Consider the following 22,223-nt stretch of genomic DNA (forward strand, 5'->3'; position numbering starts at 1 on the left):
GGTTTGGAATAACGGATAAGCTGTGAAGGGGATTGGCCGAGAAAAAGAGTTTATGTTTAACGCTTGCATCGTTAAAATTAGATTCACTGACTAATGAAGGCAAGGTGAGGTAAGAAGATGTCATACCGGACGAATCTATTTTCCAAAATGGTCATTTTAATTCTAATTATGCTGGTTCCAGTCGTACTGCTGTACTGGTATTCCAACCATAAAACAACAGCAGTTCTGCGGGATGAACTCAATCGTTCCAACAGCAACCAGCTTGAATTTTTTCAAAATCAAGTGAATACCCACATCGAATTGTTATCCTCGTGGCCGAATCTGCTCATCCATGACCCCGATATTGCGAGCTTCCGGCGGATCTACGCCGATAGTAAATATTTCGATCTGGATACAATCAATCTGGTTAAACGTATTCAGAACAAGCTGAGTATCCAGGAAAGTTCATCGAACTGGACAACAAAATTATATCTGTATTCGCCGACGCTGGGCAGGGTCATCTCTGAAAGAGATGCTGGCTATTATGATCAGGAAACACTGCGAGGCAACATGTCATCTGGATGGAATGTTCGAAAGATTCAGGAGGGGGAAGATGAAAAATTCATCTTTAGCTGGATCACCGTATCTCCATACGGCATTAGCGACCCGGCAGCTAATGCGCAGACCGTGATTAAGCTTGAATTCGACAGTGACAACATTCGCGATATGCTGGATAAATTTAAGGACGATGGCCGCCATGATCCGTTTTATTACCGGGAAGAGTCGGGGGTTATCTATAACCGAACTTCAGATCGTGCACTGACAGGTCAGCTGATGGACAAGCTGGCTATTGCTAAGCTTAAGGATGTAGATAACCGGACAGTCGTCATTGACGGCGAGCCGTACATGGTGAATACGGTAAAGTCCAGCACGACAGGCTGGTATCTGGTCGATTACATGCCACTATCGGCGATTCTGAAGCCGATTCATCAATCCAACATACTGTTTTATTCGGCCATGATCTGTCTGCTCTTGATGAGCTTTGCTGTGGCCTATCTGTTATACGTCCAGGTTCAGGTCCCCGTCAAACAGTTGATTCGTGGATTCCAACGATTGAAGCAGGAGGATTATTCAGTTCGAATCACGCCGAAAGGACGAAATGAGTTCAGCTTTTTGTCGGAACGATTCAACTCGATGGTGGCGCAGATTCAGCAGCTGTTTGAACACGTGTATCTGGAGCAGATTCATGTGCGCGAAGCCCGGCTGAAACAGCTGCAATCGCAGATTAATCCACACTTTTTCTATAATTGTTTCTCGTTTATTACGAGCATGGCAAAGTTGAAGCGTGTGGATGCAGTAGTTGCGATGTCGCATAATCTGTCCCGATACTATCGGTATACGACGAGGCAGGAGCGTGATGTCGTGCCGCTTACGGAGGAAATTGAATTCGTCACCTGTTATCTGGAAATTCAGCAAATGCGTATGGACCGAATACGTTTCAAAATTAACTTGCCGGAAGATATCCTGAGGCAGGAGGTGCCTCCGCTAATCGTACAACCTCTGGTGGAGAATGCGGTTATTCATGGAATTGAAGCCGATGCCGAAGCTGGAGAAATACGGGTTTCGGGGGAACAGAGAGATGGCATGATGATTCTTACCGTGGATGACGACGGGCAAGGCATGGATGAACTGGGTAGGCAGATGCTTCTGCATAAACTCACAGGTGGTATGGATCAAGAGATGGGATGTGGACTATGGAACGTCAACCAGCGTCTTCAGCTCAGGTATGGAGAGCAGGCGGGATTAAGTGTAACGGAATCAACGCTTGGTGGGCTGCGTGTTACCTTGTTCTGGCCTGTTGACGAGGAACATCTTCTTCAATAGAAGGATAGAAATAGAGACGCCATATGACTATAGCATGATAACGATGGAATGCCTTGCATAATTAAGTAGATAGGGAGTGAGTGTCTTGATAGATATCTTACTGGTGGATGATGAAACATATGTGACTGAAAGTCTGGAATTAACCATTCCCTGGGGAGAGCTCGGGGTTACAACGGTTTTCCGTGCGGCATCTGGCAAGGAAGCGCTTCAGATTTTGGAAGAGAATGCCGTGGATCTTGTGGTGACCGATATTCGAATGCCAGGCATGTCTGGACTGGAGCTGATTGAGGAGGTAAGCAGTCGATGGGCACATATCCGCTGCATCCTGCTGACCGGGCACAGTGATTTTCAATATGCCAAGAAAGCGATTCAGCTGCAGGCTGCCGATTATATTCTCAAGCCGGTGAACGATGAGGAATTCATGGCTTCGGTCTCCGCTGCCATCACGTCCCTTCGGGATGATTGGGATGAATTTGATAAATACCATCGGTTGTTATACAGCCGGAAGTCAGATTATAAAATTTTAAGGGAAAATCTGATGCACGATCTGTTGCTGGGCCGCGAAATTACAGCACGAGCACTCGGTGAACAGCTGGAGAAGTATGAGATTGTACTTCAGCCGGATCAACCGGCGGTCATGATGCTCATTCGCCTTACAGGTCGGTTCTCGTCAATGGATCAGCAATCACTGGATCTGATGGAGTTTGCGGTGGGCAATATCGCCGAGGAAGTATTCGGTCCCCATTTCAATGTGTGGTTTGGGCGAGGTCCTCATGAGTGTCTGGTTATGATTATACAAAGTCAGGGATGGACGGAGCTTGTTCAGACGAACGTGGATGAACTGAAGCAGCCAGCTGGGACTTTCCGCGAGCATGTCATTCGTTATCTGCAAGGAAATCTGTCGATGGTGGTTACCGCACCGTTTCCATTTGCCGATCTAACGACCGCTTATCGTAAAGGTCTGGGATCACTTGTATTGTCGGGTCCAGAGGAAAATACGGTCATTTATATGGATAAAGAGCTGTCCAAACGCCCGGAGAACGATGCGGCGCAAGCGCTTGAAGAGCTCTATAAGCCACCCGTGCTGCCTCAGCTGCTTGAAACCAAACAGTGGGAGGCTGCGGCGCGCAAACTGAATGCTGTATTTGATGCAGCGGAACGCGTATGTCTCTCCAGAGAGCATGTATATGAGATGTATTTGTCTGTAACGAATGCTTTTATGTATATCGCGCATAAGCAGGGGCATCTCGTGCATGAGATTGATCATGCGGGATTTGACCTGCTGCTCGCACACCAACTGATTCAATCGCCTGACAAGCTTCGCCGCTGGGCGATGGAGATGCTTGCCAAGCTGCAGGAGGAGCTATCGGATCAGGAAGGTGTACAGAGTCGAAGACACGTCATCAAGCAGGTTCAGGAAATGGTAACAAGAGATGCAGGACAGGATCTGTCCGTGAAGATGATCGCAGACAAGGTATATTTGCATCCCGTGTATTTGTCCAAGATCTACAAAGCCGAGACAGGTGAAGGGCTGGGCGATTATATGATTCGCATGCGGATGGAGCGTGCATTGTATTTGCTCAAAAATACTAATAAAAAGATATACGAGATTACCAGTGAGTTAGGGTACCAGAATCCGCAATATTTCAGCAAAATGTTCAAAAAGCATTACGGAATGACACCGAATGAATATCGGGATCAGGCATAATTTCAACATCATTCCAACATATAGGTTGCCAAAGGTGCAGAAATCTTGTTTTCGTGACATAGGCTGAAAGACCCGGCAGGCCTATAATGAAAGGGTAACCAAAATGATTGAAGGGGGAACAACATTGAGAGCGAAATCCACGAAAAAGAGAGTACTGTCGCTTCTCGCTACGACGCTGTGTCTTACTGTCGTTCTTGCAGGCTGTTCAGGAGGCAATGGAGGCGGAGATAGTGCATCATCAAGCACACCTGCTGTTGAAAACGAATACAAAGAAAAATATGATCCGGCAGTAACCCTTACAACGGCATGGGGAATTGACCCTGAGCTGAAATTCAAAAATGGCGAATCGATGGAAAATAACGTAGCAACCAAGTGGGCCAAAGAGCAATTTGGTATCGACATCAAATCATTGTGGTCTGTAACGGATACAAACGGAGCATTTGCAACGAAGCTTCGTCTTGCAATGTCTTCCGGTCAGGAAATGCCTGATATTGTAACGGTTGGGGATAACCTGCTTGCTCAGGATCTGATTGATTCCGGCATGTATCAGGAAGTGGGTCCGCTGTTCGACAAATATGCTTCTGACACATGGAAAAAAGCGATGGATCAGGACCCCAATGTATGGAACCAGTACAGCCGTGATGGCAAAAGAATGGGTATTCCCGTACTGGACTATGCATACAACAATGATTACCTGCTGTGGATTCGCCAGGACTGGCTGGACAAGCTGAATCTGGAGGCACCAAAAACGATCGATGAACTGGAAACAGTCATGGATGCGTTCAAAAACCAAAATCCGGATGGATTGGCTCCGGACAAGGTTACTCCACTAAGCATCGGTTTCAAAACATCCATGAACACATGGATGGGAGATCCATCCTGGATCTTCGGTGCATACGGAACACTGCCATTCCAATGGAATGTGGCTGAAGATGGCAAGCTGGAGTATGGGTCCATCAATCCTGGCATGAAGCAAGGTCTGACCAAATTGAGCGAATGGCTCAAAAAAGGATATATCCCGCAGGAAGCAGCATTATGGGATGAAAACAAAACAGCAGAGCCAGCAGTGGCAGGTACAGCCGGTATTATCCCAGGTCCGTACTGGATGAGCGGATGGCCGCTTCTGGATACAGTGAAAAATGTGCCAAGCGCGGTCTGGAAACCGATTGAGATCCCGTCCGGTCCAGAAGGCAAAGCGATGCGTCACGGTACACAGTTTGTCAACGGCGTTATTTTGATTAAGAAAGACATGGAACATCCTGAGGCGTTCTTCACGTATGAGAATTACCTGTTCGACAATTATGCAGACCCGGAACCAGGCAGCCCGTATGACAACGGACTGTTTGCAGGCTATGACTACCAATTGGATGCCAATGGTAAACAAATGCCGATTGATCAAATCGAAGGCGGATATGTGAACGTTGTACGTTATTTGCTCGTTCGTGATGGCGCTCGTATTCCGGATGCTCAGATGAAAGCCCTGCTGAATCTGGCAGACGGCAAAGAGCCTGAAACGAAGCTTGAGAAGGATGTTGCCGTTAACTATGGTAAAGAGACCCCTGCTGCTGCGAAAGTGCTGCTCAGTCAGGAAGAAATCTCTTACAAAAACATGTTTACTGGTCCTACAACAGCAACGATGAAATCGAAGCTTGATTACCTGAACAAAATTGAGAATCAGGCATTCAATGAAATTATTTATGGCAAAAACCCGGTAGATTCGTTTGATACATTCGTACAAACATGGAAATCGGGTGGCGGTGACCAAATCACACAAGAGGTTAACGAATGGTATGACAGTGTGAAAAAATAAGTTACAGGGGCGCGCAGACTATATTAGTCTGTGCGCTTTTTTTGTCGTTGTGAGAGCGTGATTTGCTTGGGAGAGGTGCAAGTTAGCAGAGGAAGAATGACTGGAATGACAGCGAGTCCAAACTGGTTGCTTTTGTGCCATTTATATTGCTTTTATGTGCTGTTTGACCTATGCAAACGGTTGATATAATCGCAGTATAAGCCACTCAGGGAGTACTTGAGTAGGAAGAATTACAGGGGGAGCAATCATGAGAACTTTAAAACGAACTTGGCCATTCCACGTAATGCTGCTGCCAGCCATCATCTTTCTGATCATATTCAGTTACATTCCCATGGGCGGCATTGTCATGGCATTTCAAAACTATAAGCCATGGCTGGGCATTAGCGGCTCCGAATGGGTCGGGCTGGATAACTTCCGATTTTTATTTGAGCGTCAAGACAGCTTGCAGGTGATCTGGAATACACTGATCATTGCTGTGCTTAAACTGATATTTAATTTATTTGTTCCTTTTGTTTTCGCCATTCTGTTGAATGAAGTCCGCAAGATGGCTATACAGAGAACCATTCAGACCCTTGTCTACTTGCCTCACTTCTTGTCCTGGGTCATCCTGGGCGGAATTTTGATCGATTTGCTGTCCACCGGAGGTTTGGTTAACCGGGTTCTGGGAACCTTCGGACTTGGGCCCTACTTTTTCCTCGGGGATAACAGCTGGTTCCGGTCTACGGTCATTCTGACGGATGTGTGGAAGGAATTTGGCTATAACATGATTGTTTTCCTGGCTGCCCTTGCCGGAATTAACCCGGCGTTGTACGAAGCGGCAGAAATTGACGGAGCTGGGCGCTGGAAACAAACGCTGCACATTACGATTCCTTCACTTGTGCCAATGCTGATGGTTGTGGGAACGCTAGCGCTCGGAAATGTGCTGAATGCCGGGTTTGACCAAATCTTCAATCTTTACAATCCGCTCGTTTATCAAACGGGTGACATCATTGATACGTTCGTATACCGTTCTGCGATGCAAAATGGTGAGATGGGCTTTGCCACCGCCATCGGATTATTCAAATCGGTAATCAGCATGATTTTGATTCTTGTGTCTTACAGTCTGGCTAAGAAATACGCCGGTTATCGCATATTCTAATCGAATGAACATAAGAAAGAAGGGACCACGATGTACCACAAATCATTGCCTTATCGCGTGTTTAATATAATTAATACCTGCTTTCTGATTTTGGTCGCCATTATGTGTATTATACCGATGATTCATGTTCTGGCAGTCTCCTTCAGCACGAAGGCTGCAGCCGATGCCAATCTGGTCAATCTTTGGCCCGTGGGCTTCTCGCTTGAGGCTTACAAAAAAACGATGAACAATCCGATTTTCCTGAACTCGCTCTGGATCTCCCTCCTGCGTACGGTCATCGGCACAGCAATTACGTTGCTCATTACCTTTTTGGCGGCGTACCCGTTGTCGAAAGAAAATAGTGAATTTAAAGGCAGAACCATATATTCATGGATATTTGTTTTTAGTATGATCTTTAATGGCGGACTGGTTCCCTTCTACATGGTTATCCAGAAGATTGGTCTGATGGATTCCTTCTGGGTGCTGGTCCTCCCGGGGGCGGTCAATACCTTCCTGGTCATTCTGATGCTGAACTTCTTCCGCGGCATTCCAAAAGAACTGGAGGAAGCGGCTCTGATGGACGGAGCCAACCATTTCAGAACGTTGTTCACGATCTTCCTGCCGATTTCCATGCCATCCATCGCAACAATTGCCTTATTCAGCATGGTGTTTCATTGGAACTCTTGGTTTGACGGACTGTTATACATGAACAATGCCAAGGATTATCCACTGGCTACGTTTATGCAAACCGTCATTATCGGTCGGGATATGAGCAGCATGAGCATGAACCCCAAAGAAATGGAAGCTCTTTCTCAAACCACGGTAAGAGCGGCACAAATCTTCATCGGAAGCGCACCAATTCTGATCGTGTATCCATTCCTGCAGCGCTTCTTTGTCAAAGGTATGACCTTGGGTTCGGTTAAAGGCTGAGCCTGCATCTAAATTAAACGGAGGTTGATAAAGTGAGCCATTTAAAGGAAGAGGCATTCATTCTCGGAATGGATGTGTCGTTTATGGATGAAATTGAGCAGCATGGTGGGAGCTATCGTGATGAGCATGGGCAGCAGGCAGATTTGCTGACCCTTCTCAAGCTGGGTGATGCCAATGCAATCCGATTGCGAATCTGGAATGATCCTGTAGGCGGATTCTGTAATCTGGAGCGGACGGTAGCGGTTGCCAAACGAATCAAGGAAAAAGGCCTGCAATTCTTGCTGGATTTTCATTATTCCGATCGCTGGGCTGATCCAGCCAATCAATGGAAGCCGAAGGCGTGGGAGAAGCTGTCCTATGAGGAGCTGCAGCGTGAGGTATGTACCTATACGGCAGATGTACTGAGAACACTCAAGGAGCATGATGCATTGCCGGACATGGTGCAGGTGGGGAATGAAATTACACCGGGCATGTTATGGGATGAAGGGCGTGTCGGCGGAGAAGAACATGATACCGATGAACAGTGGGAGCGTTTTGCCGGACTTGTGAAGTATGGTATCGCTGCTGTTAAATCGGTTGATTCGGAAATCAAGATTATGATTCATATTGACCGCGGTGGTGACAATGCGGAGAGCCGCAAGTTCTATGATCGATTTGAAGCGCTTGGTGTGGAGTTCGATATCATTGGGCTCTCATATTATCCTTGGTGGCATGGAACACTGGATGCACTCCGGGATAATCTGCATGATCTGGCTAAACGATACGGCAAACCAATCAACGTTGTTGAAACCGCTTATCCTTGGACATTGGAGCAGCCTGAGGGTCACGAGTGGATTCTGAATCAGGAAGAACTGCTGCTGCCCGGGTATCCGGCTAGTGTGGAAGGACAGACACGTTATCTGAAGGATCTGCTGCAGATTATTCGTGAAGTTCCCGGCGGTCTCGGAGCGGGATTCTATTACTGGGAGCCTGCCTGGATTCCTAGCAAGGAAGAGTGGTCTGTTGGACATCCGAATAACTGGGGCAACCTGACGATGTTTGATTTTAAGGGACAGAAGTTGCAATCGTTTTCAGCGCTGAAGGCTGGAGAGGGAAATGACACTACATTAGATGAGCAGCCGAGTGCTGTATTGATCAAATAGATGCTTCTAAAATGAAATGAATGAAGGAGTTGTCAGCATGACATACACATATCCACCCGTAAGTTCCAAAGCACCTCATATGTTACATGGTGCAGATTATAACCCGGAGCAATGGCTCCGCTATCCTGAAGTACTTGAAGAAGATATCCGCTTGATGAAGCTTGCTAAATGTAACGTGATGTCCGTCGGCATTTTCTCATGGGTATCCCTTGAACCGGAGGAAGGCGTGTACACGTTTGAATGGCTTGATCAGGTACTGGATCGTTTTGCTGCCAATGGAATCTATGCATTCCTGGCTACCCCAAGCGGAGCAAGACCTGCCTGGATGTCAGCCAAGTATCCCGAAGTGCTGCGTGTTGGGGCCAACCGTGTTCGCAATCTGCACGGCTTCCGTCACAATCACTGTTATACGTCCCCTGTATACCGGGAGAAGGTGACGGCGATCAATACGAAACTAGCAGAACGTTATTCGGATCATCCGGCAGTCATTGGCTGGCACATTTCGAATGAATTCGGTGGGGACTGTCACTGTGATTATTGCCAGGAGGCTTTCCGCGGTTGGGTCAAAAACAAATACGGCACTCTGGATGAGTTAAATCATTCCTGGTGGACGACATTCTGGAGCCATACCGTGACAGACTGGAGTCAAGTGGAGTCTCCTGCCCCACACGGAGAGACACAGGTTCATGCGATGAATCTGGACTGGCGCAGGTTTGTTACAGATCAGACCGCTGATTTTATCGTGCACGAAACGAAGCCGCTCAAGGCCAAAAATTCGGATCTGCCGGTAACGACAAATTTGATGGAATTTTATGAAGGATTGAACTACTGGAAGTTCGCCGATATTCTGGATTTCCTGTCCTGGGACAGTTACCCGACATGGCATGACGCGGACGAAGAAGATACGCTCGCATCGAGAATTGCTATGATGCATGATATTGTTCGTTCCATCAAAGGAGGACAGCCGTTTCTGTTGATGGAGAGCACACCAAGCTCAACCAACTGGCAAGAAACCAGCAAATTGAAACGTCCGGGTATGCATTTGCTGGCATCACTGCAGGCTGTAGCGCACGGCTCGGACAGTGTGCAGTACTTCCAGTGGAGAAAGAGCCGGGGTTCCAGTGAGAAGCTTCATGGGGCGGTTGTGGATCATGTAGGACATGAACATACCCGTGTATTCCAGGACGTGACTGAAGTAGGTACGGCACTCGAAGGAATGCAGGCGGTGGTTGGAACGTCCGTTCCGGCAGAGGTTGCTATCATTTTCGACTGGGAAAACCGCTGGGCGGTAAAGGATTCCCAAGGACCGCGTAACATCGGAGTGAAGTACGAGCAGACGGTAGAATGGCATTATGATGCCTTCTGGAAAAAGGGTGTGCCTGTAGACGTCATCGACATGGATGCTGATCTCTCCAAGTACAAACTGCTCATCGCACCTATGCTCTATCTGGTGCGTGAAGGCGTGGGCGAACGCATTGAGCGATTCGTGGAAAATGGCGGTACATTTGTAGCTACGTATTGGTCAGGTATCGTAAATGAGAATGATTTGTGCTTCCTAGGAGGCTTCCCTGGACCGCTTCGCAAGACGCTGGGAATCTGGTCGGAAGAGATCGATGGCTTGCATGACCGTGATCTGAATGGAGTTGTGCCTGTGAAGGACAACGAGCTTCAACTGAATGCCGAATATGACGCTTTCGAATTATGCGATCTGATTCATCTGGAAGGTGCAGAAGCGCTGGCGACGTATCGCTCCGACTTCTATGCCGGACGGCCTGCTTTGACTGTGAATCGTCTTGGTTCTGGTAAAGCCTATTATATGGCTACGCGTTTCAAAGCTCCATTTTACGACGATTTCTATGGCAGCTTAATCGCTGATCTGGGGATTGAGCGTGCCCTTGAAACTCAGCTTCCTACTGGAGTTACGGCACATATCCGTACAGATGGCACGGCGGATTATGTGTTTGTACAGAACTACACACCGGAGACGAAACAGGTGAAGCTGGACGAGCAGTCCTACACTGATTTGCTGAGTGGTGATGCTTTAGAGGGCAACCTTGATTTGCAGCCATATGACATCCGGGTACTGCGCAGAGCAGCTGAGCGTAAATAATAGAATATTACTCATTTGGCTGAAAAATCTGTTGATAAGCAGCGATCGGAAAGATTGTTCTGTCATCGGAGTGGCAAGTGTAAATATGCTTTAGTTCAACTTATATAGCTTGCAGAAGGGTCACCCTTAATGTCTCGATTAGACGGAGAGGGTGGTCCTTTTTGTCGTATTAGATCACGACAAATACTTTTTCTGGACAATATAAAGGAAAAACGTGTCCGCGCAGCGAAGACAATCAGGTAACATTGCAACTCAAGACTTGCAGTCTGGGAGGAATTGGAATGAATCAAAGGAATCTTGACGGTAACAGTTTTATTATTCGGCTGGAAATGACAACAAAGGATATCAAATTTGGCGAAGTGGCTTCGGCCATCTCGGAAGCTGGCGGGGATATCATTGCCATCGACGTGATTTCGACCAATCAGGATGTAAGTGTGCGCGACTTAACTGTCGCGGTAACAGATGCACAGGATAACAGCAAAATTATAGAAGGGGTGCGCCAGCTCAAAGGAGCATCCATTATTAACGTATCGGATCGAACGTTTCTGCTGCACTTGGGCGGCAAGATCGAAGTTACACCAAAGGTCCCCATTCATAACCGGGAAGACCTGTCCCGCGTATATACACCGGATGTGGCCCGGGTATGTTCGGCCATTTCAGAAGAGCCTGGAAAGGCATTCTCGCTGACCATCAAGCGGAATACGGTTGCCGTGGTGTCGGATGGCAGTGCCGTGCTTGGACTCGGCAACATCGGACCGCGTGCCGCGATGCCGGTGATGGAAGGTAAGGCAATGTTGTTCAAACAGTTTGCAGGGGTTGACGCTTTCCCAATCTGCCTGGATACACAGGATACCGAGGAAATCATTCGAACTGTGAAAGCGATCTCACCAGCATTTGGCGGGATTAATCTGGAGGATATTTCTTCACCACGTTGCTTCGAAATTGAGCGTCGTCTGAATGAGGAGCTGGACATTCCCGTATTTCATGATGACCAGCATGGTACGGCAGTTGTGTTGTATGCAGGTCTGATCAATGCGCTCAAGCTGGTTGGCAAGTCCATCACGGATGTGAAAATTGTCGTCTGCGGAATCGGGGCAGCAGGTGTGGCATGCAGTAATATTCTGCTGTCCGCTGGAGCGAGCAGGGTTGTCGGGGTAGATCGTGAAGGTGCGCTGGTACGGACGAATACCTATGAAAATGAAGTGTGGAGCGATTATGCGGCTCGTACCAACCCCGAACTGGAGACAGGTTCACTTCGTGAAGTGATTCGCGGAGCAGATGTCTTCATCGGTTTGTCCCGTGGCAATCTGTTAACGCGGGAAGATGTGCAAACGATGGCAGCAGACCCGATCGTTTTCGCGATGGCGAATCCGGTACCGGAGATTATGCCGTCCGTAGTGGAGGACATTGTGGCTGTTATGGCGACAGGTCGCTCCGATTATCCGAATCAGATTAATAACGTATTGTGCTTCCCCGGTATGTTCAGAGCGGTTCTGGATTGCCGCGCCAGTGAGATAAACGAGGAGATGAAGCTCGCTGCAGCTCAGGCGATTGCTTCGGCCATTTCGGATGAAGAGCGTACTCGTTATTATATTATTCCGAGTGTGTTTAACGATAAAATCGTTAAATCAATGCGTACTCGCGTGATTGAGGCAGCGGTCAAGACGGGTGTGGCAAGACGTATACCGCGTGAACAAGCTCGTGAAGGCGGGGAAGTGTAAGATGCAAGAGAAATCCCTTCAACATCCGAACCCAAGCGCGCAGCAATCGGGGCAAGAGGATCATGTTGATGGAACGTTAACAGGAGAGGCCATTCTTCGAGCGGCTCGAGCTTTTGTTCAAGGAGACGCTGCCGCACATACGGATGGTCATGACTGGCCTCATATTGAACGGGTCACTACACTTGCAGTTGAACTGGCACACCGTATGGGCGCCGATCCTTTCATCTGTGAACTGGCTGCATTACTGCATGATGTGCCGGATGAGAAACTGAACGGAAGTCTGGAAGTGGGGATGGAGAAGCTGAATGTATGGCTGGATACCCAGCCGCTGGAAGCGGGTACGCGGGAAGCCGTAGTAAACATCATTTGTTCCATTTCCTATGCAGGAGGACAGCGCCCTGCCGTCACATCGCTGGAAGCTCAGGTGGTGCAGGATGCGGACCGCCTGGATGCGCTGGGCGCTATCGGTATTGCGCGTACGTTTGCTTTTGCCGGCGCGAGAGGTCGGGAGATGTATGATCCCTCCCTTCCGCCACGAGAGCAGATGACGCGGGAGGAATACCGGAATGGGCGCAGTACAACGATCAATCACTTCTACGAAAAGCTGTTCAAGCTAAAAGATCTGATGAACACGTCCTATGGCAAGGAACTGGCAGAGCAGCGTCATGACTTTATGATGCAGTTTGTGGAGCAGTTCAAGCGTGAATGGGAAGGAAGGTTTTCATAACTTTCTCTAATTGAGTTAAACATACAATACCCCCTACTTCCGAGAGTGGAGTGGGGGGTATTGTTGTGTACACGGAGAAGCGGTGATGAATAATACTTCATCAACAGGATACAGGGCATGGTAACCCAATGGCTTCCATGATACAATAAATCGTTCTCCTGAATTGATTCGGGCAAAAAAAGAAATATGGGGTAATAATGATAATGATCATCAAACGAATGAAATCAGTTTTGAAAAAGAGGAGGGGTCACCATGTCATTTGGTGCACGTGTACTTAAGACAGGGATTGCGGTTACACTGGCCCTGTACCTTAGCAGCATGTTCCTGAACCCGCAATCTCCCGTTCCCGCCGCGATCGCGGCCATCTTTGCTATGCAGCCATCCATTTATCGTTCCTGGAAGTACTTCCTGGATCAGCTGCAGACCACTACACTTGGGGCGATTGTGGCCCTGGTGGGAGGCATGGTGCTATCCAATGAGCCCATCGCCGTCGGGCTCATTATTGTGCTGGTTATTATGATTTGTCTTAAATTGAATATGGGCGAAACGGTTGGCCTGACGCTGGTAACCGTTGTATCGATTATGGAAGCGTCGGGTGACTGGCATTTTGCATTGAACCGTTTTCTGCTGACACTTGTCGGTATTGTATCTGCGTTTCTCATTAATATTACGGTATTCCCACCCAAGCCGAAGATCCAGTTCGTGAAGCAGATTCAGAGTGTGTTCAGTGGCATGTCACTGCTGCTGCGTACATCCATCTCGGATGAGATCAAGGAAGTGGTGTTCCGGGATGAGAAAAATAATCTGGGCGGCTCCATCAAATCATTGTCGGATAAGTATAACTTGTTTGAAGAAGAACAGAAGAAGATGAAACGGTCCAAATTCAGTGAGACCCGGCAGATGGTCGTATACAAACAGATGCTGTTAAGTCTGCAAAAAGGATTCGATGTGCTGGATTCGGTAGAACGCCACTATTTCCAGGCACAGCGAACACCGGAAATGGATCAGTTCTTTGATACACATCTGGAGCTTGTTATCAAATTCCATGAACATGCGCTGCTCAAGTTCGAGGATAAGCTGAAACCGAATGGTGAGGAGGCGGCACAGTTCATTTTGGATAATGATCGTTTCATGGAGCAGGCCATCTCCCAGTTTGATATCGATCAGGAAGGGATGCTGAGACTTTCCATCGTGGCTGCTGCGATCTACGATTACGGCTATCAGCTGGAGCGGCTGAATCGGCTAGCCGAACATGTGCACAGTGCAAGTGAAGACAAGGATTCACAGGATAAAATTCTGAATTGGCTTAAATGGCCGTAAACATGGTAGTACGGTTTGCGGTGATGTGGTTTCATCATATACAATGGAACCACAACTAGCCCGGACAGCGTGTCCGGGTTGTTTTGCATACATAGCTCAGACCTTGCGCAACCAACTCAATCGAACCGAGGTAGATATATATGAATCTAACACAGCTTGGACCTGAATGGATGGAGTGGTTCAATGGAGAGAATCTGGAGAAGAAGCAGCATGAGGCGATGCAATTGCTGACCGTATCCGAAGATGGCTGGCCGCATCAAGCGATGATCAGTATGGGAGAAGTCATTGCCGTCACGCCCAACCTGCTGAGACTGGCTTTATGGCCGGGAACACAGACAAGTATGAATATGAGTCGAACAGGCAAGGCTACCTTGATTGCGGTTCATCAGCAAAGCTTGTTATCAATTCGTCTGGATGTGACTTCACTGCTGGAATTAAGGGAAGCAGTTCATCCTAGAGATCGTTTCGAGGCTCAGGTGATTAACGTTCGTGTAGATCATGCGCCGTATGCGGAGATTACTTCAGGGATCACATTTCAATTAAAAGACGAATCTGGGGCTATTACACGCTGGAGAGAGACCATTGAAGAATTACGACAATAAAACGGGGCGCGTTCTATATTCATCCCATTCGAGGGTAATAATAGAATAAAAACAACAAAAAACGCCTCCGCTTGCATCGGGACGTTGTCACTGGTACAATAAAAAATGGTTTTCAGAAAATTAGAACTAATTAACATAAAATAAAAATGTTTACTTTCTTATTAATTATACCATAGCCTTTTCGGGCTTGTCAAATGGGCTTTTGAGGACACAATCCGGGGAAAGAGGGGCGTATTAACATATGAGTACAGAACAGCAATGGAGCGAGGAGCAACAGCGGGTCAACAAGGTAACGGAACAGATTGATCGGAAAATCGACATTCTGGAAAAAGAGGTAGGTTCCTTCCGGGATGAAGTTGTGGGAATGAGAAAAGATTTCTGGGACGAAGTCACCATGAACTTCAGCGAAGCGGATGATGTAGGGGAAACCTCCACCAGTATGCGGCAGCAATCACAGGTCCTGTCTGATCGGGAGCGCAGCCATCTGAATACGGCAGCAGCGCTGGATAAAATGAAACGGCTGCACCATTCACCGTATTTTGGTCGGATTGATTTCAAGGAAAACGGCTATCCCAATGCCGAACGAATCTATCTGGGGATCGCATCCCTGCTGGATGAGAAGGAGGAATCCTTCCTTGTCTATGACTGGCGTGCACCCATATCGAACCTGTATTATGATGGAGCGCCAGGTCCAGTCACATATCATACACCGAGCGGTGAGATTAGTGGCGATATTGAGATGAAGCGGCAGTTTGTCATTCGGGATGGACGTATCCGCTTTATGTTCGACACCGGAGTTACGATTGGGGATGAGCTGTTGCAGGCGGTCCTCAGTCGAACCTCAGATGCACAGATGAAAAGCATTGTGGCGACAATCCAGAAAGAGCAGAACCGGATTATTCGTAATGACCGGACTCGCATGCTGATCGTTCAGGGAGCTGCAGGCAGTGGTAAAACATCCGCTGCGCTCCAGCGTGTAGCGTATCTGCTCTATAAATACCGTGAGCATCTGCAAGCGGATCAGATGGTCCTTTTTTCGCCAAACCCGATGTTCAACAGTTATGTTTCCACCGTACTGCCTGAGCTTGGAGAAGAAAATATGCTGCAGACGACCTTCCAGGAGTATCTGGAACGCCGTCTGGGCCGTGAATATCAGCTGGAAGATCCATTCATTCAGCTTGAATACGTACTTACGGGAACTGAGGACCCTCAATACGAAGCACGTATGTCCGGCATTCGATTCAAATCGTCTGAGTCCTTCCTTAAGGTTATTACACGATACAAGGACAGCATGATGTCCGAAGGTATGAAATTCAAACCGGTTCGTTTCCAGGGGCGGGCTGTTGTTACGGCTGAGGCTATGGCGGAGAAATTCTATAGCTTCGAACCATCCGTCAAGCTGGTGAATCGACTGGAAATACTACGAGACTGGATGCTGAAAGAGTTGTCGGCCTTTGGCAAAGGCGAATTGGAAGCCCCTTGGGTAGATCAACAGCTGGATATAATGGAGCCAGAGGATCTGCAGCGGGCCTATCAGCGCCTGAAGCGAAAGCAAAAAGGGAAGTCGGACACGTTTGATGATTTCCAGCAGGAACGAGAGATACTTGCCCGGATGGTGGTCAGTGATCGGCTCAAGCCTTTGCGCAAATGGATTAAATCCTTGCGTTTTGTCGATGTACGTCAACTGTACGCCCACCTATTCAAAGACCGGGCACAGATGGTTCGCCTGTTGGGAGAGGAATCGTTACCTTCACACTGGGAAGAAATTGGTGATATGACACTTCGCAGATTGAAAGTACAGGAGCTGGCCTATGAGGATATCACACCCTATTTGTATTTGCGTGAGTTGCTGCTCGGCTTCCATATTAACTCCAATATCCGCCATGTGATCATTGACGAGGCACAGGATTACTCTGCCTTCCAGCTGGCCTTTATGAAAAGATTGTTCCCGAGATCAAAAATCACCGCACTTGGAGATTTTAATCAAGCCATCTATGCGCACTCATCGGTACTGAGTGGTACAGGGCCGCTGACTAACCTGTATGGACCGGAAAATACGGAAGTGATTGAGCTGACGAGAAGTTATCGTTCAACGCAGGAGATCGTGGAGTTTACACGGGGCATGGTTCCGGGTGGAGAAGAGATTGTTCCATTTAACCGCGGTGGGGAGAAGCCGAAAGTAATCGTTTCCGTCAATGAACAGGAGCATCTGGATGTCATTACAGCCGATCTCAAACATCTGATTCAGGAAGGATATGAATCGGTTGCGGTCATCTGCAAGACGGCGGAAGAGAGCAAGGACATCCATGAAGCATTAAGTAAAATACTGCCTGTGGCACCGAAGTTGATCAAAAAAACAACACTGGCCTTTGAACGGGGGGTGCATGTCATCCCGGCGTATCTGGCCAAGGGTGTGGAGTTTGATGCGGTTCTGATCTATGATGGATCTGCATCGCAATATGCGCAGGAACATGAACGTAAGCTGTTCTATACGGCATGTACCCGTGCCATGCATTTACTGCATGTTTATTGCATGGGTAAACCTAGCCCGTTCATTACATCCCAGTCCGAAGAGTTGTATGATATGGGCAAGGTGTCTGCTGCTCAAGCCGAATGACTGCGTCTTTCAAATTCATGAAGAAGGCTTCCGTTCGATGGGACGGGAGTCTTTCTATGTATTTCAGAATACGATGAGGGGTATGGTGGAGATCATTGAATTAGATATCTCTTCTGACATGATATTAGATGGATTAGGTTTTATGGATAAAAAATAATCCATCATTTGTGTTCACGCACAATAGGTGTGAATTTTCTTTACACATGACGGTGAGACTCATATAATCGTAACAATCTATTTTTTTTGGATCGTTTATTTCATGAAGGAGGCAGCAACATGAACACACCATCTTTTGAACGCCCATTAATGGCGGATTGCGTACCGGATCTGGTGGCAACGGCACGGGGAGACTTACCTGCAACCTTGGTCATTCGGGGCGGAACGCTGGTTAATGTAATTTCGGGTGAAATTTTGCCGGGCATGTCTGTAGCGGTACAGGGAGCCCGGATTGCATATGTTGGCAAAGATGTAAGCCATACGATCGGAGAGCATACACGTATTATTGAGGCGGAAGGCAAATACATTGCTCCCGGATTGCTGGATGGACACTGTCACATTGAAAGCACACAAATGAAAGTGACAGAGTTTGCAAGAGCCGTTCTGCCTTCCGGTACAACGGGAGGGTTCTTTGACCCGCATGAAATCTCCAATGTGCTTGGACTCAAAGGTTTGCGATTGATGCTGGATGAAGCTCGGACGACGCCCATGGCTGCTTATATGCAGGTGGCTTCCTGTGTTCCTTCCACACATCCTGGACTGGAGACAACAGGCGCTTATATTGGACCGGAAGAAGTAGCAGAAGCCTTATCCTGGGGGCCGGATATGATTGGTCTCGGTGAAGTGATGAACTTCCCTGGAGTTGTATACGGGGACGAGACGATGATTGGTGAGATTCAGGCGACGCTGAGAGCAGGCAAGGTGGCAGACGGTCACTTCACCTGGGCAGCGGATGACTGGCGTCTGCCAGCCTACGCAGCAAGCGGTGTGACGGGGGATCATGAATGTGTTACGAAGGAAGATGTAGTGGAACGCCTTCGGCTGGGCATGTACGCCAAAATGCGTCAGGGCTCTGCATGGCATGACGTTGCAGAAACGATCAAAGCCTGCACAGAGCTTGGCCTGGATACACGCCGCATGATGCTGGTGACCGATGACCGGAGTTCTGAATCGCTGCTCAAAGAAGGTCATATGGACTTTGTTGTTCGTTTGGCTATTTCTCAAGGGGTGAAGCCGGTCACTGCATTCCAGATGGCCACCATTAATACGGCTGAACGTTTCGGTGTAGCACGCGACATTGGTGCGGTTATTCCAGGGAATATCGCCGACATTATTTTGCTGGATGGACGCTTGGCTGATGTCCGTGTAGGCATGACGATTGCAGCAGGGCATGTCGTAGCAGAGAACGGCAAAATGACAGCGGTCTGGGACAGTTTCACGTATCCGGAAGAGGCGCTGAACACCGTGAAGCTGGAGGCCAATATCCAGCCGAAGCATATGGAGCTGTCTGCGCCGATTACCGAAGGTACGATTGGAGCGAAAGTCATTCATGTGACGGAGAATCATGTGGATACCAAGGAGAAGCATGTTAATGTCACGGTGGAAGATGGCAATGTAGTCATCTCAACGGCAGGTGAAATCTGCAAAATTGCGGTGCTGGAGCGTCATAAACAAACGGGAAATCGTGCGGTGGCACTTGTTGGGGGGATTGGCTTCACAGGCCCTGCGGCCATTGCGATGACCGTTGCGCATGATAGCCACAATCTGCTCATTATCGGTAATGATGACGTAATGATGGCTGAGGCGGGCAATCGTGTCATCGGAATGCAGGGTGGTGTAGCCGTTGTGACTGCCTCTGGTGTGACCGAATTCCCGCTGCGCATTGCAGGCTTGATGTCCACGGAATCATTCGAAGTGGTGGCAGCTCAATCTGCAGCTGTCAGTGAAGCGCTGCAGTCTGCTGGCTGTACGTTAAATAACGCATTTATGACGCTGTCCTTGCTGGCACTGGTCGTTATTCCGGAATTGCGCTTGTCCGATAAGGGCCTGGTACGCATTTCGGCAGAAGGCATTGAGCTGGTATCCCTGTTTGATGAGATGGTGGAGAATACACCGGCTGCTCCAGCCGGGAACTAACGAATATTAGGTATCCATTCTTCCTAGAAATGGGGAGAGAAGTATAGGCCGCCCTAGGGCGACCTTTTTTTGTGATGAATAGAAAACGCTTACTAGGTCTTGAGTCGTCTGTTGTACATATGCAAAAAATGACCCATATTTAGTCGGAATGCAGACAAAATTAAAAGTTTTTTCATAAATGAGTCTTTAGAACTATAAATACAGAAGTGTGAATACCCGAAATAATGTTATATGATTCTTTCGTCGTAAGTCTAAGAGATGATGTTGCATATAAAAGCAATGTAAATAGTCGTGCTTTGAAATAGTGCTTAGGGAATGAATATAAAACGACAGAATGTCATCCGGGTTTGCACGTTAGAGCTGCATAACATTATAGGGAGTGTATAAATATGAAAAGAAAAAGAGGTTACCAATTCGTTTTGTTAATTAGTTGTTTCATGCTGTTTACAGGGAATGCGTATGTTTGCAAGGCTACTGCACTTGGTTCAGTCGACAGTTATGAAACCATCCATGGAACGGTACAAGGCTCCGTAAGAGCAACCTGGGTTTGGGACACCACGCAGATCCAAAGTAACCCTCAGCTAGTACTGAAGTTTGCCACAACGAACGACATCAATACGATTTACCTACAAATGAATCGGGATGTAAAGCTTCCGTACTATACGGATTTCATTCGTAAGGCCAGAGAGAAAAATATTGCCGTTGACGTCATGGATGGCAGACCTTCCTGGGGATTGACCGAGAGCCGGCAGCAAATTGCCGATTTTCTGGACTGGGTTGAAGCCTATCAAAATCAAGTAGAGCCCAATGAGAAATTTGCCGGTATTCATCTGGACATTGAACCTCATGTACATCCAGAGTGGAAAACGAATCAGGCCAGTGTGATTACGCAATGGCAGGGGAACGTTCAATATATTGTCGATCGGGCCGAACGGATGAAGATGCCTGTAGGCGCAGACCTTCCTTTCTGGCTGGACGGTTACAAGATTCCGGGTTCCACGATGAATGTAAGCAGCTGGATGATCCGCAAGTATGACTCCATTACCATTATGGCTTACCGGGATACGGCTGCGGCCATCTATAAGGTTGCAAAAGATGAGCTTGAGGAAGCTTCACTTTTGGGCAAAACGGTATCGATTGCCGTGGAGACCAAGCAGAGCAAGGAAGGCGACTTTATCACTTTCTATGAAGAAGGTACAGCGTATATGGAATCACAGCTCCAATTGGTTGAGGAAATGGCGAGTTCACATTCGTCGTTTAACGGTTTTTCGGTCCATGAGTACAGCTCATGGGAGACATTGAAGAAGTAAAATGAAACTCCATTCATCAGGATGATAAAGAAGGTGCTTACAGCAGAACGGGCTGTAGCACCTTCTTTGCATCTGCTATCTGATATAAAAGGGAGAACATTGAACGATCATCAGTTCGGAGTGCCGAGTGCCGCTCCTGATAGAGTTTAACCTTAGACCAGTGCAGGTTCCACCGCCACTTTCTCATAAAACATTTTGCGATATTGGGACGGGGTAATATTCCTGTGTTTCTTGAACGTTGTGATGAAGTAGCTCAAATGCTCAAACCCGACGTCCATGGCAATATCCACAATTTTGTGATCGGTATTCTCAAGCTGATAACAGGCCTGCTGGATGCGATAATAGTTGATATAGTCGACCGGACTTTTCTGCACCATTTGTTTGAAAAAGCGGCAAAAGTGTCCTTCGCTCATATTGGCTTCATCTGCCAGTTCTTTTAACTTGAGTGGTTCAGGGTAACGCTTGTGAATATAACTTAACACTGATTTTAGGCGCTCCACTTTATCGTGACTGCCTGATGATACGGTCCCTTTGAGTGCAGCGGGTCTCATATGTTCAAACATTTGTGCAAATATTAGATAGAGATAAGCTTTTGTTGTCATCTCGCAGGTTGGTGTGCCGGCGGCATGATCGGCGAAAATTCGTTTCAAATGAAAAATGATTTCTTGACCCCACGCTTCATCGGTTTGGATATGGTAAGGGGGGATTGCCGTTTTGTGTACAAGCGGGCCAACGAACTTCTCCTGCACAGCATCGAATGTCCGGCTGCCTAACAGCTCCGGGTTAAATACAATGGATGAAAAAACACAGGGGACATCGCCTTTCAGATAACCTGCGTGAATTTCCCCCCGATTGATAAAAATGGCTTCTCCTGCCTGAACCTCTACCGTATTCATGTCAATTTGAAAAACAGCACTGCCCTGAGTCACCATGGTGAACTCCATCTCGTCATGCCAGTGGCAATCGAGAATGCTGTCGCCATTCAGCTGCTGAATATCCGGGTACACACTGACAGGATACATGGCATTGCCGTGAATCCGGTCTTCCCGTAATCGTTCACGTTCCATAGTAGTTCTCCTTTTGCATCATTATTAATGTAAACGTTCCCATAGA

The 22,223-nt window shown here is 47.8% G+C and carries 15 protein-coding genes; 14 read left to right on the plus strand and 1 reads right to left on the minus strand.

Going from position 1 to position 22,223, the window contains the following annotated elements:
• The first annotated feature begins 117 nt into the window (after window positions 1-117).
• The 14 genes from P364_RS0110590 (at window position 118) to P364_RS0110660 (ending at window position 21,110) form a co-directional block, all read left to right on the plus strand.
• Window positions 118-1,863 (plus strand): sensor histidine kinase, encoded by a 1,746-nt coding sequence (locus P364_RS0110590; RefSeq protein ID WP_024630101.1) that lies wholly within the window; start codon window positions 118-120, stop codon window positions 1,861-1,863.
• 85 nt (window positions 1,864-1,948) lie between these two features.
• Entirely contained in the window at window positions 1,949-3,571 is a 1,623-nt protein-coding gene (locus P364_RS0110595; protein WP_024630102.1) for a response regulator, read from the plus strand.
• 103 nt (window positions 3,572-3,674) lie between these two features.
• A complete protein-coding gene (locus P364_RS0110600) occupies window positions 3,675-5,381 on the plus strand; it encodes a sugar ABC transporter (RefSeq protein ID WP_442952341.1) in 1,707 nt (568 codons plus the stop codon).
• 247 nt (window positions 5,382-5,628) lie between these two features.
• Window positions 5,629-6,519, plus strand: coding sequence for an ABC transporter permease (locus P364_RS0110605; protein ID WP_024630104.1), 891 nt, complete (start codon window positions 5,629-5,631; stop codon window positions 6,517-6,519).
• Between the two features lie 30 nt (window positions 6,520-6,549).
• Window positions 6,550-7,428 carry a carbohydrate ABC transporter permease gene (locus tag P364_RS0110610; protein WP_024630105.1) on the plus strand — a complete coding sequence of 293 codons (879 nt, stop codon included), beginning with the start codon at window positions 6,550-6,552 and terminating at the stop codon, window positions 7,426-7,428.
• A 32-nt stretch (window positions 7,429-7,460) separates the two neighbouring features.
• On the plus strand, window positions 7,461-8,570 hold the full coding sequence (locus tag P364_RS0110615) for a glycoside hydrolase family 53 protein (protein ID WP_024630106.1): 1,110 nt from the start codon (window positions 7,461-7,463) through the stop codon (window positions 8,568-8,570).
• Window positions 8,571-8,607: 37 nt separating this feature from the next.
• On the plus strand, window positions 8,608-10,680 hold the full coding sequence (locus P364_RS0110620) for a beta-galactosidase (RefSeq protein WP_024630107.1): 2,073 nt from the start codon (window positions 8,608-8,610) through the stop codon (window positions 10,678-10,680).
• A 281-nt stretch (window positions 10,681-10,961) separates the two neighbouring features.
• Entirely contained in the window at window positions 10,962-12,401 is a 1,440-nt protein-coding gene (locus P364_RS0110625; RefSeq protein ID WP_024630108.1) for an NAD-dependent malic enzyme, read from the plus strand.
• A 1-nt stretch (window position 12,402) separates the two neighbouring features.
• Entirely contained in the window at window positions 12,403-13,128 is a 726-nt protein-coding gene (locus P364_RS0110630) for an HD domain-containing protein (RefSeq protein ID WP_024630109.1), read from the plus strand.
• Window positions 13,129-13,380: 252 nt separating this feature from the next.
• On the plus strand, window positions 13,381-14,448 hold the full coding sequence (locus P364_RS0110635) for an FUSC family protein (RefSeq protein ID WP_024630110.1): 1,068 nt from the start codon (window positions 13,381-13,383) through the stop codon (window positions 14,446-14,448).
• A 140-nt stretch (window positions 14,449-14,588) separates the two neighbouring features.
• The gene (locus P364_RS0110640; protein ID WP_024630111.1) at window positions 14,589-15,050 is read left to right on the plus strand and encodes a hypothetical protein; all 462 of its coding nucleotides are present in this window, start codon (window positions 14,589-14,591) and stop codon (window positions 15,048-15,050) included.
• Between the two features lie 241 nt (window positions 15,051-15,291).
• A complete protein-coding gene (gene helD / locus P364_RS0110645) occupies window positions 15,292-17,667 on the plus strand; it encodes an RNA polymerase recycling motor HelD (protein WP_024630112.1) in 2,376 nt (791 codons plus the stop codon).
• A gap of 276 nt (window positions 17,668-17,943) precedes the next feature.
• Window positions 17,944-19,800: an adenine deaminase gene (locus tag P364_RS0110655; protein WP_024630113.1), complete on the plus strand. Its 1,857-nt coding sequence runs from the start codon at window positions 17,944-17,946 to the stop codon at window positions 19,798-19,800.
• A gap of 389 nt (window positions 19,801-20,189) precedes the next feature.
• Window positions 20,190-21,110, plus strand: a complete 921-nt coding sequence (locus P364_RS0110660) for a hypothetical protein (RefSeq protein ID WP_024630114.1) — start codon at window positions 20,190-20,192, stop codon at window positions 21,108-21,110.
• 152 nt (window positions 21,111-21,262) lie between these two features.
• Here P364_RS0110660 and P364_RS0110665 read toward each other — a convergent pair whose 3' ends face one another.
• Window positions 21,263-22,177, minus strand: a complete 915-nt coding sequence (locus tag P364_RS0110665) for a helix-turn-helix transcriptional regulator (RefSeq protein ID WP_024630115.1) — start codon at window positions 22,175-22,177, stop codon at window positions 21,263-21,265.
• Between the last annotated feature and the right edge of the window lie 46 nt (window positions 22,178-22,223).

The organism is Paenibacillus sp. MAEPY2, from assembly GCF_000499205.1.
Lineage (GTDB): Bacteria > Bacillota > Bacilli > Paenibacillales > Paenibacillaceae > Paenibacillus > Paenibacillus vandeheii.